Origin of the sequence: Candidatus Enterococcus murrayae (assembly GCF_017315985.1) — a bacterium.
GTDB classification, from domain to species: Bacteria; Bacillota; Bacilli; order Lactobacillales; family Enterococcaceae; genus Enterococcus_A; species Enterococcus_A murrayae.
The window spans coordinates 82,848-98,098 of sequence record NZ_JAFLVR010000021.1; the positions used below are offsets into that span (position 1 = coordinate 82,848).

Below are 15,251 nucleotides of genomic sequence, written 5' to 3' on the forward strand. Positions count from 1 at the left end.
GGCTTCTGTCTTGCTTTAGAAAAATTCATTAAAAAGCATCCTTTTAACTTGATAAGAAGAATAACGAGAGTAAGGATCACAACTGAACATGGGCAATGAATTCTCAATATTAAAAAAGACGAAAAATTTCAGCATACAAATCCTTCGTCTTTTTATTTTCAACTATTTCAAAAAAACTTCGACCTTTCAGATGTTTAAAGTAGGCTTCCATCCCTGCCCCAGAAAGATCATAAATAGAATCAACTACTTTTCTTTATCAAGTCCTATTAATTCACGTTGTTTTCGGTTGGACTCTTCGGCAATATATTTAAATACTGTCTTGATTTCTCTGACAGTAGCCCTATTTGGGAGTTCTGAGAAATTACGATTGTACTTGATCATAATCGCCTCTACTCTTTCTCAGTCATGTAACATCTCCTCCAATCCTTCTCTTGTATATTTTATTGGCAATGCGAGTTGAATATTTTCTATAACCATAATCGAATCTGATATTTCATTTTGAAAGTTTTTGACAAACCATGTTCGATCTTTCAACTCATCCCAACCTTTCCAAAACATTCGCTATCTCATCCAAAACTTCTGAATCAGTTTCTGTTTTTTCTAATTCCTGCAATAGACTGATCGTTTCTTCTGGTACTTTTCTTGTCAGTTGGCCTAATGCCCAGACAGCGGTACCGCGAATGACTGGTCTCTGGTCTTGTAGACAGGCTTGGATTTCTGGCAATGCTTCTTTACCGCCGAGGTTGGCTAAGGCAATCAGTGCATTGCGCTGCAGCGGTTTTTTGCCGCGCCAAGATCCGGCTAAGTGTCCGAACTGTTCTTTGAACTCGCGATTTGAAATGGTTAGGAGCGGTGTCAATTTTGGATAGACCTCATCGACTTTTGGCTCCATCTCTTCGTGAAAATGAAAGTCTTTGCCGCGGTTGTATGGACAGACCTGCTGGCAAATGTCACAGCCATAGATCACATTGCGGATTTTTTTACGATATTGCTCCGGCATCATGCCTTTAGTTTGTGTCTGATAGGAAAGGCATTTTTTGGCATTCATCCGGCCGTCTCCCAATAAGGCACCGGTTGGGCAACCGGTAATGCAGCGTGTACAATCGCCGCAACCGTTTGGAACTGGCTGGTCTGGTTCGAATTGGATATTCGTGATGATTTCGCCAAGATACACAAAAGAACCATATTCTTCCGTTATCAGCAGGCCGTTGCGCCCGATAAATCCTAGACCCGCTCGTTGTGCGACTGCGACATCGACCAGCTCACCTGTATCAACCTGCGGAGCAAAACGCCACTGGGCTTGAATCTGTTCTGTTTCGGCCTGCTCTTTGATAAAATAGATCAGCTTAGACAGCCGTTCTTCTAGAATGAAGTGATAATCCGTTCCCCATGAAGCACGAGCAAATTGACCACGTTTTTCATCCCGAGGGACTTTTTCGTGGAATTTTGTCGGATATGCCAATGCGATCGCTATGATACTTTGTGGATCTTCAAATGTTTCTTCTGGATAAAGCCGTTCTTTGATATTTTGATGTTCAAAACCAGACGTATGGCCCAGTGAGCGCTGCTCCAACAATGACTCTTCCAAATAATCAAAAGGCTCAGCTGTTGTGAAGCCGATTTTATCAATACCTAGCTGCTTACTTTCAGCGATGATCCGTTCTTTTAAGGTTTGCATAGTTCCACTCCTAGTTCGTATGTCATTCTACTTAACCTGCTAAAATAGGAAGTAGAACTGCGATCCTGATACGATTTTACAGGCCCTACTATATCACATGTTCCTTACTAGCAAAAGAAATCCCCTGTTTTGTCAGAGTGCTGTACGGGAAATCTGACCGTCATTTTTTCAAAAGACGATGGCTTTTCCGGAGAACTTTCTAGAATAAGGACTTGTTGATGAGTTGTAATTCACGATAACCTTTACCTATAGAACACATCAAAAAAGACACGCACAAATTGAAATAGTGAGTGTCTTTACGTGAAGTATTGATTATTCGTCAAGCCTAACTAAAGCCTCTTTCAAAACCTCCACAAACCCTACGCGATCCACATCCTCCAAAACAAGAGTATTCTTCGACTCGGGGGCAATCCTCCGAAAATCGCCATAGGTTAATCCTCTGGCAGTTGAATCATCGGTGATGACATGGATATCGGCGTAGCTGCCTTTGAATAGTTCTGGTTTTAATAGGTACACGACCGCGCAGAGGTCGTGGATCGGTGAGTTGATGAAGCCGAATTGTCGTCCAGATTGATTATAGAAGGACAGTAATTCATAGGCTAGTTGGCTCACCTTTCCTTGATTTTTTAGCTGATTGATTTCTGCTACGGTGATCTCTGCTTTTTCGGTTACGTCTAGGCCGGACATGATGATTGGTAGTCCGCTTTGGAAAACGATCTCTGCTGCGTCTGGGTCGACGTAGATGTTGAACTCGGCAAGTGATGTTTGGTTGCCGTGATGGATACCGCCGCCCATTAGGGAAATTTCGTTAATCTGCGGAAGCAGCTCAGGATAATTTTTGATCAGCAGTGCGATATTGGTTAATGGTCCTAAGGCGACTAGTGTGACTTTGTCTTTGCTTGTTCGAATTTTTTCTGCTAAAAATTGGACGCCGTTGGTAGAAGCGATTGGATAATCGGCGCCATCAAAGTAAGGACCATCCATTCCAGAGTCGCCGTGTGCTTCGGGAGCGGTCTGCAGCGGCTTGACTAAGGGGCCTGCTTGGCCTGCTGCTAAAGGAACTTTGGCGTTTAAGAAGCTCAGAATGTTTTTGGCGTTTTCGGTTACTTTTTTTAGTGTTTGATTGCCGCCGATGGTCGTGATTCCTAAGATGTTAAAGCTTTCTGGGTTAGCCAACGCGGCCATGATCGCTAGTGCGTCGTCATGACCGGGATCGCAATCGATCAGAAGATGTTTCATGCGGAGACCTTCTTTCCCAGCTCATCCATCGTTAGGATGTCTTGGTAGCCAAGGGCTTTTGCCAGCTGACAAATGTATGGCTGCTTCAGAGCACTGATCTGGAGCAGGCTTTCGTCCCAGAAAATTTCTCTTGGCGTGCCTTCTTTTTGCAGCTGCTTCTCGGCGAAAACAAGAACGCGTTGAAATTCCTTAATGACAAACTCCATATCGTGTGTGATGGTAATGACTGTTTTATTTTTTTCGGTCAGCAGCTGGATCAACTTTCCAAGTAATTCGGTTGATTCGCGATCCTGTCCGGCTGTTGGTTCATCGAGGATGATGACTTCTGGGTCCATCGCCATCACCGCAGCGATCGTGATAAATTTTCGTTTTGAATAGGGCAAATTATAGGGATGCTCCTTTAAAACATTCAGCAATCCACAGGCTTTAGCGGCTTCCTGTACTCTTTCTTCAACAACAGCGGCAGCTAATTTTTGTTTTTTGGGTCCGTAGGCGATCTCCTTTTCAATGCTTTCTTGGAAAATCTGATCGTCTGGATTTTGAAAGACGTAGCCGACGCGCTTTGCCATTTGGGCGGTGGTTAGGGATTTGGTTTCTTTTCCGTCGATTAGCACCTGTCCCTTCGTTGGGCGCAGCAGGCCGTTCATTAATTTGACGGTCGTCGTTTTTCCGGCACCGTTTTGTCCGATGATCGCGACAGCTTCACCTAGCTGAAATTCTGCGGAAACATTTTGAGTCGCTTCAAACCCGTTGGGATAGCTGAAGCTGACGTTCTCTAATTTTAAAAAGCTCATCACGCAGTCGCTCCTTTCAGTTTTCTGATTGCTTCCGCCATCGTGATTGGTACATCGGCATGCTCCTTAAGATATTGCAGATAGAACAAGGAAACTTGAGGCAGCGCACCGCCATGATTTAGGATGTCGGGATCACTCAGTACTTGATGGGCAGTTCCTTTTCTTATTACCTGACCCTGTTCTAATAAAATAATCTCGTCGCAGTATTCTGCCAGCAGATCCACCTTATGCTCGACGACGATAATGGTTTTTCCCTGCTGCTTCAGCATCGCAATAATCTCAAAGACCTCCTCGGTACTTTGCGGGTCTAGTTGCGAGGTTGGTTCATCCAAGATAACGACCTCTGGATCTAGCGCAACGATCGACGCAAGTGCGACCCGCTGCTTTTGTCCGCCAGACAGCTCAAAGGGATTCTTTTCCTTCAGCTCATTCAGCTTAAAGAGGTCGATCAATTCTTGGACCTTCTGATGCATGATCTCGTAAGACACGCCGATATTTTCCATACCATAGGCGATCTCCTCTTCCACTGTATCCTTGACACCTGAAATTTGGGTAAAGGGATTTTGCGAGGAGTAGCCGATCTCCGCGGCCAGAGCACCGATATTGTATTGCTGGATCGCTTGGCCTTTATAGGTCACTTTTCCAGACAGCTCACCTAAAAACATCTCTGGGATAAATCCGCGAATGATATTACAAAGCGTGGTCTTCCCTGCTTGGTTGCTGCCGATCAGGCCATAGACCTTTCCCTTTTCAAGGGATAAATCAATATTTTTGATAATCGCTTCCGAATCCAATGGATATCGATACGTAACATTTTCTAATTCAATTAAACTCATAATGGACCTCCCACAAAATAGGCGATCAAGCCTACTAGACAAAGAACAACGATCGTGTAATCCAGCGGCGTTTTCTTAACAGAATAATAGGCCGTTTTCTTTATTGGAGCAGAAAAGCCGCGAGCCTCCAATGTCAGCACTCGTTCATCGGTTTGCTGAATCGATGTTAATACTAATGGCCCCATCATTGGAATGAAGGCCTTCATCCGTACCAGTACAGAACCTTCTGTTTCTATTCCTCGAGCTCGCTGAGCATCAGAGATCGTCTGTGAAAGCTTGGTCATCTGAGGCACTAGCTGAATCGTTGCGGAAATGACAAAGGTGACCTTTTTCGGAATTCGGGCTTTTTCCAGTGCCGCGACAATATCCTTCACACTGGTGACCTGAAAGAACCAAATAATGATCGAGCTGATAGCAACGATTCGTGAAGATAAGCCGATACTTGTGTCCATCCCGATTTGCGAGTAGCCGATAAACCACCAAAGCGGTTGACTGTCTTCATTTTTTACAATGAATACCTGAACTAAAAAAATAAATATGACAATGACAAAAATGGATTTGAAAAAGGTATTCAAAAACCTGCCGATTTTTCCTGAGAAGACACTCAACAGGAGCGCGGCGCCAAACAGGACATATTGCACAGGCGGGATCGTTGAAAACATGCTGATGATGATCACTGTCAGAACGATCATGAGCTTGGTTGAGGGGTACCATTTTTCGATCGGATTAGCCATGCTTCAACACCTCCTTGCTGATATAAGGCGCACCATAGTTCAGCTTAACCAAGAAACGCGGCGGAATCCGTTTGACGACTAAATAGCTGATGGCAAAATTCAAGATCGTGTTGATCGTACCAGTGATGATATTCGTTGAAAATACAGAATCCCACAATTGACGACCAGCTGCTAGAAATGCTGCTGTTACTAAGTCCGTCCCTGCTCCGGTGATGCCGCCAAACATAAATACCGTCACTATCGCCGCGGTTCCGGCAGAAACGACCGTCAGTACACCACAAGCCACGATCATCCCGATCAAATGGTTAAAAAATTTAAAGCGTGAGAAAAAGCCGGCAAATAATCCGATACTCATGGAAACTAAACCATACGGGATCGCTACCGGGTTTAGCATCCCATTTACGACATTTCCCAAAAATCCCGTCATCAAGCCTACCCAGGGACCAGCTACCATCGCTACTAAATAAGTGCCGATTTGATCAATAAAAACTGGCAGCTTCAGTATGGTACACAGCTGATAACCGACAACATTCAAGGAAACACCGACTGGGATCAGCATCAATGCCTGCAGTCCAAAATCATACCTTAATCCTCGTTTCATCTCTCTTCCTACTTTCATTATTTTTAAAAGCAAGCCGCTTCTTTGTAAGGGCTTCCTTTCTATTGCCATTAGTATATTTAAAATGAAAAGACCACGAAAGGTCACATGACCCTTCGCGGTACACTCTTCCTTGTTTTCAAACGCGAATCAAATGCTTCTGCAATCGCTGCCTCTCATTTGATCCTACGTAAATTTTACGATCGATACTCACAATTTCTTTGTTGTCTCGCAGCTTTTTCAAGGAACGGCCAACCGTTCGAACGCTCATCCCTAGCTTATGGCCGATTTTCTCCCGAATCTCTTGTATCTCGACAAGCTCATCCCCACTTTTGACCTGCTTGTCGTAGTATTCCACTAAATAGTAGCGAAGCCGATCAACCCCATTGAGCTGATAAAATAGCCCGTCACTGCCCGATCGATGATACAGATCATCCGCTAGCAAATTCGCACTCAAGCGCAAAAGCTCCAAATCCTGCATGATCCATTGATAAACAGTCGCTGAAGGAACGCGCACCGCCGTAACCTCGGTGAGACAGGTGATTGTTGCGATGATTTCCTCCTTTTGAGCCAATGTTTCCAGAAGGCCGATACTTCCGTTGGTTTCATCCAGCTGAAAATAATCGTACTCACTTCCATCTTCATAATCCCTGATTCCAATAGCCACACCGCTGCGAATAAAGTAGATATATGTTGGAAAATCTCCCCGCATGACGATCGGTTCGTCCGCCTTAAATTTTACGATTGAGTGATTATCCCCTAATCTGTCCTTGATTTTTGAGTAGTTGAAGCGTTTCTCGCTGCCGTATGTTTGCCACAGTTCTTTCAATCGTTGCTCTTCCAAGGTACGCTCCTTTCGCAAAACCTGCTTCTGCATTTTTTTATAACTATAGCATGGAGCGCTTTTATCTTGCTAGCAATCGATTTTTCCACGAACATTTGATGGATAGTCGCTTTCTTTGACTCATATTTGTTGAACATCGTTTCATTCTATCCGTATAGTTGATGATTATTCAACTTTTTTTGCAGTGCTTGCTTATTTTCTTCATCTACAAAAAGATAATCAATAGCTGTTTTCACTTGTTTGAGAACTTCTTTTTCAGACAACGAATAACAATTTTGAGCGACTTGAAGAAAATTATTTGTTAATGTCGTATTAGAAACGGTGCGATTATCGGTATTAAAGCTAATTGGCAATCCATTTTCTAGAAATTCTTTAACCGGATATTCTTTCCAACTAGCAACCGCGCCAGTCTGAATATTACAAACAGGGCACATTTCTAATAAAATTCCTTGCTTTTGAGCCTTCTCCATAGCTTTCTGCGATTTTGCTAAAGCTATGCCATGACCTATTCGTTTTGCTTCGAAATCAATCGCATCTAGCACACTTTGCAAACTCCCCGTTTCTCCTGCATGAACCGTATATGGAATGCCTAGTCGATTGGCATAAATGAATAAGGAACGATAGTCTCTCGTGGGAAACTTCAACTCGTCTCCAGCTAGATCAATCGCTACGACTCCTTTGCCTAAAAACTTTTTCGCCAAATCAATGACTTGCTTATTTTGACTATCTGATTGCTGTCGCATACAACAAAAAATTAACCCAATTTGGATCGGATATCGTACTTTTACTAAATCTGCGGCTTCAATTAAGGCTTCAGCTACTTCTTCCATAGAAAAATTCTCCGTGGCCAAATGCAATGGGGATAATCGAATTTCTAAATAGAAGATATTTTCCTCAACAGCCTGTTCTACTACATCAAAAAGTGCTAGCTGTAGAGCTTGCTTAGTATGCAGAGCTGATGAAACAATCCGAAAGCATGTCAAATAATTAGTTAAGTCACACCGTTCAGCTGCAGTCATCGCTTGATGCAGCGCTTCATCTGACAGCTGTAACGGATTATTCTGCTCTACGTAAATACTGCGCAACGTTTCCTTTCGGATCGAACCATCTAAATGGCAATGTAACTCAACCTTAGGTATTCTTTTCATTTGCAATGGTTCCATCGTATTCCTACTTTCTTACAAAATCATCAATGCTTTCTTAATTAAATGACTAAAAATGGTCTTTACTCGCTGAGTTGTATCAACAACTTCCTCATGATTCAGGTTCTGCTGTAAGCCAGCTGCTAAATTAGTAATGCAAGAAATTCCTAAAACTTTCATTCCAGCATGCTTTGCTGCGATCACTTCTGGAACAGTAGACATTCCAACAGCATCTGCACCTAATATTCGAGCCATCTGAATCTCAGCGGGAGTCTCATAAGCTGGTCCAGAGAACGCTAAGTAAATGCCTTCCTTCAAAGGTATGCCCAGTTTCTTCGCAAGCTCTTTCATTTTTTGTTGATACTCCATGTCATATGCCTGACTCATATCTGGAAAGCGTGGACCCAGCTCCTCAATATTTATACCAATTAACGGATTACTTCCCATGCAATTCACTTGATCTGTAATCAACATTAAATCACCTGGCTGATAATCTTTATTTATTCCTCCTGCAGCATTGGTTACAATCAATGAATGACATCCTAATACCTTCATAACACGAATTGGATAAACGATTCTTTCCATTTGATAGCCTTCATAATAATGAAAACGTCCCTGCATTGCTAAAACGCTTCTTCCTGATAATTTTCCATAGATTAGTTGACCCGTATGCCCTACAACAGTAGCTATTGGAAAATGGGGTATCTCTTGATAAGGGATTATAATCGCTTCCTCAATTTCTTCTGCTAGTTCACCAAGTCCTGAACCTAATACTAATCCAAAATCAATCTCTTCAACTCCTCGCTCCTTCAAAAAGCCTGCTGTCTCTAGTAATTTCTCCATTTTATAGAATCATCCCTTATTTTTATATTATTTTGATAGTACGATATTTCTCTGCACCTGTTGTGAAATAGGACCGATTAAGAAAACACATAGAATAGTCCCTAAGCCAATTTTTGCTCCCAATATTAGACCGGTCACCACTAATAAACCATCAAAAAACATTCGAACCCTTCGAAAAGAAATCCTAAAATTTCTTGGATACTGCCGTACTTAACGATTCTAGTGCGGCACTGCCTAAGTTAGCCGAAGCATACATCCCACAACCAACTGCTAGAATTCCTACACCTGCTAAAAGAAGCGCTCCTTGGAAAATCCAAGATAAACTGTCTGGTGAAAATCGGATCAAGAACAATGGAAAATATTTTAGACAAAGCGTTAGAACTAAGAAATTGATGACTGTTCCTAAACCAATTTCATTGCGCTTAATCAAACAAACAAGCAGGACGACTATCAAGTTAAATAGAAGGCATAAAAGCCATATTGGCAGTGCATAATACTGTTGAATGCCTAAATATAAGAGACTGATCGTATCTACGCCCAATTCCAACCAAATCAGCAAGCTAATCCCCATTCCCATAAGGCTGCTTCCAAATAAATGAATTAACAATTTAGCTTTCATCTTCATTGCTCTCACAATATTGCTACTGTCGCAGCTGTTCCTGACAGGTCGAACTGTTTAATCAATTCCTGATTCAAGCTTGGAAACACAATGATGATATCACTGGCTTTATCTGCTTTTGCTAATTTTTCTAAATCAACCTCAGCAATTTGTGTCCTATTAGTCACCTTTTCTCCAACTGATACACGGGGTTGAATGCCCTCACCATTCAATTCAACTGTATCAATTCCGATATGCACCAATACATCTATTCCCGTCTCACTTTTTAAAGTAATGGCATGTTTTGTCGGAAAAACACTTTCTACCACTCCATTGACAGGAGAAAGAATCTTTCCATTCGACGGTTGTACAGCAAATCCTATTCCCATTACGCCTTGTGAAAAAACTGGATCGGCCACTTCAGATAATGCTAAAAGCTTCCCTTCAACAGGCTGTGTGACAATCGTTTCTTTCTTTTTCTTAAATCGATCAAAAAACATTTCTCTACCTCCGTTTTGTCTGTTATTCACAAGTAGCCAAGCAAGAACGTTCCTGCTTGGCTACTATTTTAATCTTCTGAGTAAGTAAAAATGGTCAATAAGAATGAAACAGCCATCGTCGCTAGTGTCGCTAACGCAACAATTAATACAAAGCTAGTATTCCCTGTTTGCGGATTGATAAAACCGCCAATCCCCAACACTCCAATAGTACTTGCGAAATTGTGTACATCTGCCATTGCGATGATCAAAGCACCTACTGCAGTTCCTATGCAAGTAAATACAAATCGCTTCTTCACTGGCAGCGTTATTCCATATATTGAAGGCTCAATGATACAGAAAAAGTCAGAGACCATGGCTGGAACACAAATTTTCTTTACCTCTGGATTTTTTGTTTTTAAATAAACAGCAAATACAACCGCCATTTGAGCTAAAGGTGCTGTAAAGATCATGGGTAGTAAATAATCCGTTCCCGTTGTTGCCAAATTATTGATCCCAATTGCAACTAGAGGCCAATGTAGTCCTAGAATAACTAAAGGTGTGTACAATGTCCCAATAAACAGCGCTGCAATTATTGGTGAGAAACTGAATAAGCCCAAAATTGCACTTGAAATAAGACTGCTCGCTACATTGGCAATGGGACCGAAGACTAAAATCGTTGCTGGAACACCAAGAATCAAAGTAAAAAATGGCACAAAGGTAAAATGTAAAGATTTTGGAATAATCCCCTTCACGAATCGTTCTAGCTTAGATAAAAAGAACATTGAAAGAATAATTGGAATAACTGTCGATGTGTAGCCATTCTGTGGAAAAACAATTGGAAGTCCTAAGAAATTACTATGAATATTTGTTTGAAAAATAGTGCCGTCAAATAGTTTATAAAGAACATCTGATCCTGTCAGATCCGCCACCAAATTCGGAAAAACTAACGCAGCTCCGACAATCATGCCGATAAATGGATCCGAGTCAAAGGTCTTAGCACTTGTATAACCTAAAATAATTGGAAAGAAAGTAAACAATGCATAGCCAATCGCATTCAATATGACAAATGTCCCATCACCAGGTGTAATGACATGAAAAGCTACTAGTAAAGACTGTACCCCTAGTATCAATGAACAACCTACCATCACCCCCAATGTTGGCGTGATGATTTTAGTGATCGTATCAATGAAACGATTCAATAGCGTCTTTTTGTCCCCTTCTTTCGCTTGTTCACTATCCTTCTCGACCGTTGAACCTGAGATAGATAATTTCGGCAGCATAGCTTGATAAATATCATCAACCTGCATTCCAACAACTACTTGATATTGGCCATTCGCCGCTTGTGCAGTCATAATCTCACCGTGATTAACTAATGCCTCTCGGTTCACTAAGCTTTCATCCTTCAATGTGAAACGCAACCTAGTAACGCAGTGCGTCAGTGCCGTTATATTATTATCCCCACCCACATTTTCAATGATAAAATCATTCAGATTATCATATTTTCCCATCTATAAAATCCTCCATTTCTAAATACTGTCAATATTCGCCAACTTTTCAAAAACATCTTCCATTAATTTATCCCGTTCAACAAAGTAGACATACTTGATAAAATGTCTTCTGAAATCCCAGCTATAATAGTGATTGTCTTGCATAATTGGACTATAGACAAGCTTGTCCTTCATAAACTCATCACTCAATAACCAGCCGATAGGAACAATATCCCATAATGCACGGGACCAAACTTTCCCGCCATTCTTCAAGTTTGTAATTTGGGCCTCCTTCTCTGTTTTATCAACCATGTAATCACAAAAACTGTTTTTCCCTTTTAACCAATACTCCAATTCCGGTCCAGTCGTCGCAAAAGCAGAGATTACACCCATTCCAGGAAACTGTACTAAAGGCATTGGTGTATCCAATAGTACTCTTGCTGCAACTAAATCTTGACGGCAATTAAATGATAAATTGTTATGCCACTCGTATCCTAAGCCTCCTAGCCACAAGACGACAATATTGTCCACAATCTTCGGTTCTAACAAAATAGCTGTCGCAATATTGGTCGCTGCCGCAATTCCAATTACATATAGCGGATTTTCAGGTGAATGCTCCAACGCTGTATCGATCAAGTGCTGAACAGCAGCAGTCATTGTTGGTTCTGCATTCGTCAAGAAGTCTGTAGATCCTTTAAATGTAATCGCTTTAAATTCCGTACGATTCAATAATTTGTAAACATTCAAAATTTCATCATAGCTTTTTTCCATTCCTTCTTTGGGACTTGTAGAATGATGATTGAAGAAAGGTGCTGCATAAACCCCTAAAATATTAAATTTATCTTGGGATTGAATCATATATGCCAAAGCATATTGATCATCAATTTCATTAAATGTATCCGTGTCTAAAACGACATCAATCTTTCCTTGTGGTCGTTCTAATTTTTTTAAAATTTCACTATTGTCCATGTTTTGAGATACCTCTTCCTTATTTTTTGAATAAAACGTTTTCTTCATCTCAAATACTATCATGTTTTTGGTTTTTGTCAAATAATATTTTTGATTAAACCAAATTTATTGGTTGAAAAAAGAGAAGTTTTGGATATAACCAATACTTCTCTTTAAAATTCTAAATTGTAATTACGTTTACTTTGTGTTCATATAGGCATTTTTCTTGTTCTGAGGAAAAGGAAAGTTCGGTAATAATTTCATCATAGTCAGTAGCCAGATTCACATTCCACATGGCAATTTCCGGATATTTATTTTTTTCAACCAACAGAACGTTTCTTTTACAGCTTTTCATAATCTCTTTTTGTAATTCTGCGTCTTGCTCTTTGTATGCAGTAATTTCTAGTTTTTCATTGATTGCTCCAGGACTCAAAAAAGAAATATCTGCTCTTAAATTCTTCATTTGGGCCACTGTAGTTGCTCCAAACGAATTCTCCTGTTTTAAACTAAATGTTCCACCTAGAAAAATGATGTGCGTTTCGAGCTGCTTTTCCTGAACATATTGCATAATACTAAAAGAATTAGTAATAACTGTGATGCTACTCAATAACTCAGGATTTTGACTTAGTAGATGAATCAACATTACCGAAATACTATTATGCTCAATAACTACCACCTGACCTGGCGAAATCAACTGACAAGCTTGATCAGCAATTTTATTTTTGACTTGCGAATTGACTTCTTTACGAAAAGAATAGGGAACATCTCTAGCATTTGTCGTATGAGCTAATGCTACACTCCCATGTGCTTGAACCACCTTATCAATAAGATAGGTTGACTTCAAATCATTTCGGATCGTTTCTGTGGTAACGTCTAATAAGCAGGCCAAATCTGTTAATGAAATAATTGGATTGCTGCCTAATATCTCAATAATCTTTTTTCTTCGTAAAGCGACTTTTCCCATCAGAAATTCTCTCCCTTTTCTTGAATAGACTAACCCGTACTTATTGATTTGTACGCCGTCTATTATAGCATAATGAAGATTGTTTTGGGTTATAACCAAATTTTATATTTGGCTTTTTCCAAATATAAATACCTGAAACCTTAGCTATTTCAGCCATATAAGAAAACGTCTACCTTCACAAAAAACTAATTGAAAAGATAAACATTGCTTTTTATAGCGGAAAAATAACGCTCCACTCCTATTTCTATTGAACAGCTTGGAGTCTAAATGACTCAAATCATTTTTTTAAAACTGTCTACAATACCCACGAATAGACTGAAGCGAAACTCACAATTCTTAAACAGCTCTTCCTTAAAATGCAAATTAACCCTCGCTGCAAAAATTTATAGCTTCCTGATACCTCATCCATTTAAAGCTTATTTTAAGGTTAACCCACTCTCTCTGAAAGCTTGTCTCCCTATACTTGAGCCATAGACAAACAGGAGGACGACAAAATGACGACGACTATTTTAGAAATCAACGATCTGCATAAGAGCTATGGCAAGGCAGATATTTTGAAAGGCATCCATCTGGAGCTAGTGCCGGGAAAGATTACTGGACTACTTGGCAGGAATGGTGCCGGAAAGACGACGTTGATGAAATGTGTTTTAGGATTGACGACAAACTTTGATGGTGAGCTGACGTTTCGCGGGAAGCGCTTGGACTCATCTGATACTCGGGTGAAGGCGAAGATTGGTTCGCTAGTGGATGTACAGTTTTATGAGGATCTGAATGCGTATGACAATTTGATGCTGTCGATTCGGCTGACGGATTCGATTCCAAAGAACGCGCGAAAGCAGCGGATTCAGGAGAGCTTGGTGTTCGTCGAGCTGGGGAATGCGGCGCGGAAAAAGGTGAAGAATTTTTCTTTTGGGATGAAACAGCGGTTGGCGCTAGCTTTGGCGCTGATTACAGAGCCGGAGCTGCTGATTTTGGATGAACCGTTTGTAGGGCTGGATCCGATCGGCGTGGAAGAAGTCAAAGAGTTATTGAAAAAGCTGTGTCGGGAACGAGGAACGGCAATTCTTTTTTCCAGTCATCAGATGCAGGAGGTTTGTGATTTGACGGATAACATCTTAGTTCTAAGCGGCGGCGTGATCAGCTATTCTGATGAAAATCGGCATTTTGAGAATCAGCAAGCACGCTTGATCGAGTTAATGAAGTAGAAAATGGAGGGTACAAAAATGGAATTGTGGATGATTTATAAAATGGAATTGATTAAAATAATGAAACGGAAAAACAGCTTGATCTTGGTAATCCCAGCAATTCTGGCGTTCATTATGGCATTTGGAATCTCAACCGGCGGCTTGACCATGACTGGTGATGCGGCTTCGAACAACGGTACTTTTGCTTGTCTGGAATTTATCGGAACCTTATGGATGTTCTTTAGCGGATTGGGTATCTGGGGCATTTTGCTGATCTTAGTAGCGGCCTTTCAATTTTCTGGCGAGATCGCCAGTGGACAGATCAAGATGACCTTGCTTCGAATTGGCAAAAGAGGGCGTGTGATTTTCGGGAAATTTTTGGCATTGATGACAGTTGTCGCGGGGGCTTTTGCTCTATTCACCTTGTCTGCTCTTGGCAGCTACTACTTGTTTATCGCAAATTCAAGTCTTGGTAACGGAAATTTTGCTTCGGCAACAGTGACTGTCTCTGGTTTGGCGGCTAGTGTCGGGTTCATCTATCTTCATCTGGCATTATTTATGGCGTTAACATTCTTAGTCGGTTTGTACATGTCCCCTTTCATCGCTTTTATCACGGCATTGATCGGACTATTTGCGGTAAATTATTTAATTAATTCCAATGCGTTTACTTTTGTAAAATATTCTGCCCTATCCGTCAGCAACAATCTTATCGCTGGTGACGCCGAGTATTTATTGCCCGCTCTCCTATCTTCGTTTTTGATTATTGGCTGCCTTTTGGCCATCGCCTCTCTGCTTTTCAAAAGAGTGGATATAAAATAGCGGTTGGAAACGGTATAATGATAGAAAATAAATGAATCTATGAAGCATATACGCGTATGTGTTC

General features: G+C 41.0%; 17 protein-coding genes. 2 read left to right on the plus strand and 15 right to left on the minus strand.

What is annotated here, in order from left to right; translation table 11 throughout:
- Positions 1–535: 535 nt before the first annotated feature.
- From queG to JZO85_RS10140, 15 genes are all read right to left on the minus strand, one after another.
- Positions 536–1,678, minus strand: a complete 1,143-nt coding sequence (gene queG / locus JZO85_RS10075; protein WP_207108391.1) for a tRNA epoxyqueuosine(34) reductase QueG — start codon at positions 1,676–1,678, stop codon at positions 536–538.
- 312 nt (positions 1,679–1,990) lie between these two features.
- Positions 1,991–2,917 carry a nucleoside hydrolase gene (locus JZO85_RS10080; protein ID WP_207108392.1) on the minus strand — a complete coding sequence of 309 codons (927 nt, stop codon included), beginning with the start codon at positions 2,915–2,917 and terminating at the stop codon, positions 1,991–1,993.
- Positions 2,914–3,711, minus strand: a complete 798-nt coding sequence (locus JZO85_RS10085) for an energy-coupling factor ABC transporter ATP-binding protein (RefSeq protein ID WP_207108393.1) — start codon at positions 3,709–3,711, stop codon at positions 2,914–2,916. Before JZO85_RS10085 ends, JZO85_RS10080 begins: the two co-directional genes overlap by 4 nt.
- Entirely contained in the window at positions 3,711–4,547 is an 837-nt protein-coding gene (locus tag JZO85_RS10090; RefSeq protein ID WP_207108394.1) for an energy-coupling factor ABC transporter ATP-binding protein, read from the minus strand. Before JZO85_RS10090 ends, JZO85_RS10085 begins: the two co-directional genes overlap by 1 nt.
- On the minus strand, positions 4,544–5,281 hold the full coding sequence (locus tag JZO85_RS10095) for an energy-coupling factor transporter transmembrane component T (protein ID WP_207108395.1): 738 nt from the start codon (positions 5,279–5,281) through the stop codon (positions 4,544–4,546). The genes JZO85_RS10090 and JZO85_RS10095 overlap by 4 nt, the downstream gene beginning before the upstream one ends.
- Positions 5,274–5,882, minus strand: a complete 609-nt coding sequence (locus JZO85_RS10100; RefSeq protein WP_207108396.1) for an ECF transporter S component — start codon at positions 5,880–5,882, stop codon at positions 5,274–5,276. Before JZO85_RS10100 ends, JZO85_RS10095 begins: the two co-directional genes overlap by 8 nt.
- Before the next feature lie 136 nt (positions 5,883–6,018).
- Positions 6,019–6,723, minus strand: a complete 705-nt coding sequence (locus JZO85_RS10105; RefSeq protein WP_207108397.1) for a Crp/Fnr family transcriptional regulator — start codon at positions 6,721–6,723, stop codon at positions 6,019–6,021.
- A 146-nt stretch (positions 6,724–6,869) separates the two neighbouring features.
- Positions 6,870–7,886: an adenosine deaminase gene (gene add / locus JZO85_RS10110; protein WP_207108398.1), complete on the minus strand. Its 1,017-nt coding sequence runs from the start codon at positions 7,884–7,886 to the stop codon at positions 6,870–6,872.
- A gap of 15 nt (positions 7,887–7,901) precedes the next feature.
- Positions 7,902–8,708 (minus strand): purine-nucleoside phosphorylase, encoded by an 807-nt coding sequence (locus JZO85_RS10115; RefSeq protein ID WP_207108399.1) that lies wholly within the window; start codon positions 8,706–8,708, stop codon positions 7,902–7,904.
- Positions 8,709–8,735: 27 nt separating this feature from the next.
- On the minus strand, positions 8,736–8,891 hold the full coding sequence (locus JZO85_RS23535) for a DUF6198 family protein (RefSeq protein ID WP_488350008.1): 156 nt from the start codon (positions 8,889–8,891) through the stop codon (positions 8,736–8,738).
- Position 8,892: 1 nt separating this feature from the next.
- Positions 8,893–9,327: a DUF6198 family protein gene (locus JZO85_RS10120; protein WP_207108400.1), complete on the minus strand. Its 435-nt coding sequence runs from the start codon at positions 9,325–9,327 to the stop codon at positions 8,893–8,895.
- 11 nt (positions 9,328–9,338) lie between these two features.
- Entirely contained in the window at positions 9,339–9,806 is a 468-nt protein-coding gene (locus JZO85_RS10125; protein WP_207108401.1) for a PTS sugar transporter subunit IIA, read from the minus strand.
- A gap of 68 nt (positions 9,807–9,874) precedes the next feature.
- Positions 9,875–11,293, minus strand: a complete 1,419-nt coding sequence (locus JZO85_RS10130) for a PTS transporter subunit EIIC (protein WP_207108402.1) — start codon at positions 11,291–11,293, stop codon at positions 9,875–9,877.
- 18 nt (positions 11,294–11,311) lie between these two features.
- Positions 11,312–12,241 carry a nucleoside hydrolase gene (locus tag JZO85_RS10135; protein WP_207108403.1) on the minus strand — a complete coding sequence of 310 codons (930 nt, stop codon included), beginning with the start codon at positions 12,239–12,241 and terminating at the stop codon, positions 11,312–11,314.
- Between the two features lie 160 nt (positions 12,242–12,401).
- Positions 12,402–13,184, minus strand: coding sequence for a DeoR/GlpR family DNA-binding transcription regulator (locus tag JZO85_RS10140; protein WP_207108404.1), 783 nt, complete (start codon positions 13,182–13,184; stop codon positions 12,402–12,404).
- A gap of 494 nt (positions 13,185–13,678) precedes the next feature.
- Between JZO85_RS10140 and JZO85_RS10145 the strand changes: the two genes are divergently transcribed.
- On the plus strand, positions 13,679–14,389 hold the full coding sequence (locus tag JZO85_RS10145; protein WP_207108405.1) for an ABC transporter ATP-binding protein: 711 nt from the start codon (positions 13,679–13,681) through the stop codon (positions 14,387–14,389).
- A gap of 18 nt (positions 14,390–14,407) precedes the next feature.
- Entirely contained in the window at positions 14,408–15,187 is a 780-nt protein-coding gene (locus JZO85_RS10150; RefSeq protein ID WP_207108406.1) for an ABC transporter permease, read from the plus strand.
- Positions 15,188–15,251 lie beyond the last annotated feature (64 nt).

What these genes read in the sequence shown, in the direction of transcription:
- JZO85_RS10100 (WP_207108396.1), bottom strand. Translation starts at nt 5,882, where the DNA reads ATGAAACGAGGATTAAGGTATGATTTTGGACTGCAGGCATTGATGCTG.
- JZO85_RS10130 (WP_207108402.1), bottom strand. Translation starts at nt 11,293, where the DNA reads ATGGGAAAATATGATAATCTGAATGATTTTATCATTGAAAATGTGGGT.
- JZO85_RS10090 (WP_207108394.1), bottom strand. Translation starts at nt 4,547, where the DNA reads ATGAGTTTAATTGAATTAGAAAATGTTACGTATCGATATCCATTGGAT.
- JZO85_RS10080 (WP_207108392.1), bottom strand. Translation starts at nt 2,917, where the DNA reads ATGAAACATCTTCTGATCGATTGCGATCCCGGTCATGACGACGCACTA.
- queG (WP_207108391.1), bottom strand. Translation starts at nt 1,678, where the DNA reads ATGCAAACCTTAAAAGAACGGATCATCGCTGAAAGTAAGCAGCTAGGT.
- JZO85_RS10085 (WP_207108393.1), bottom strand. Translation starts at nt 3,711, where the DNA reads ATGAGCTTTTTAAAATTAGAGAACGTCAGCTTCAGCTATCCCAACGGG.
- JZO85_RS10115 (WP_207108399.1), bottom strand. Translation starts at nt 8,708, where the DNA reads ATGGAGAAATTACTAGAGACAGCAGGCTTTTTGAAGGAGCGAGGAGTT.
- JZO85_RS10145 (WP_207108405.1), top strand. Translation starts at nt 13,679, where the DNA reads ATGACGACGACTATTTTAGAAATCAACGATCTGCATAAGAGCTATGGC.
- JZO85_RS10095 (WP_207108395.1), bottom strand. Translation starts at nt 5,281, where the DNA reads ATGGCTAATCCGATCGAAAAATGGTACCCCTCAACCAAGCTCATGATC.
- add (WP_207108398.1), bottom strand. Translation starts at nt 7,886, where the DNA reads ATGGAACCATTGCAAATGAAAAGAATACCTAAGGTTGAGTTACATTGC.
- JZO85_RS10125 (WP_207108401.1), bottom strand. Translation starts at nt 9,806, where the DNA reads ATGTTTTTTGATCGATTTAAGAAAAAGAAAGAAACGATTGTCACACAG.
- JZO85_RS10135 (WP_207108403.1), bottom strand. Translation starts at nt 12,241, where the DNA reads ATGGACAATAGTGAAATTTTAAAAAAATTAGAACGACCACAAGGAAAG.
- JZO85_RS10140 (WP_207108404.1), bottom strand. Translation starts at nt 13,184, where the DNA reads ATGGGAAAAGTCGCTTTACGAAGAAAAAAGATTATTGAGATATTAGGC.
- JZO85_RS10150 (WP_207108406.1), top strand. Translation starts at nt 14,408, where the DNA reads ATGGAATTGTGGATGATTTATAAAATGGAATTGATTAAAATAATGAAA.
- JZO85_RS10120 (WP_207108400.1), bottom strand. Translation starts at nt 9,327, where the DNA reads ATGAAAGCTAAATTGTTAATTCATTTATTTGGAAGCAGCCTTATGGGA.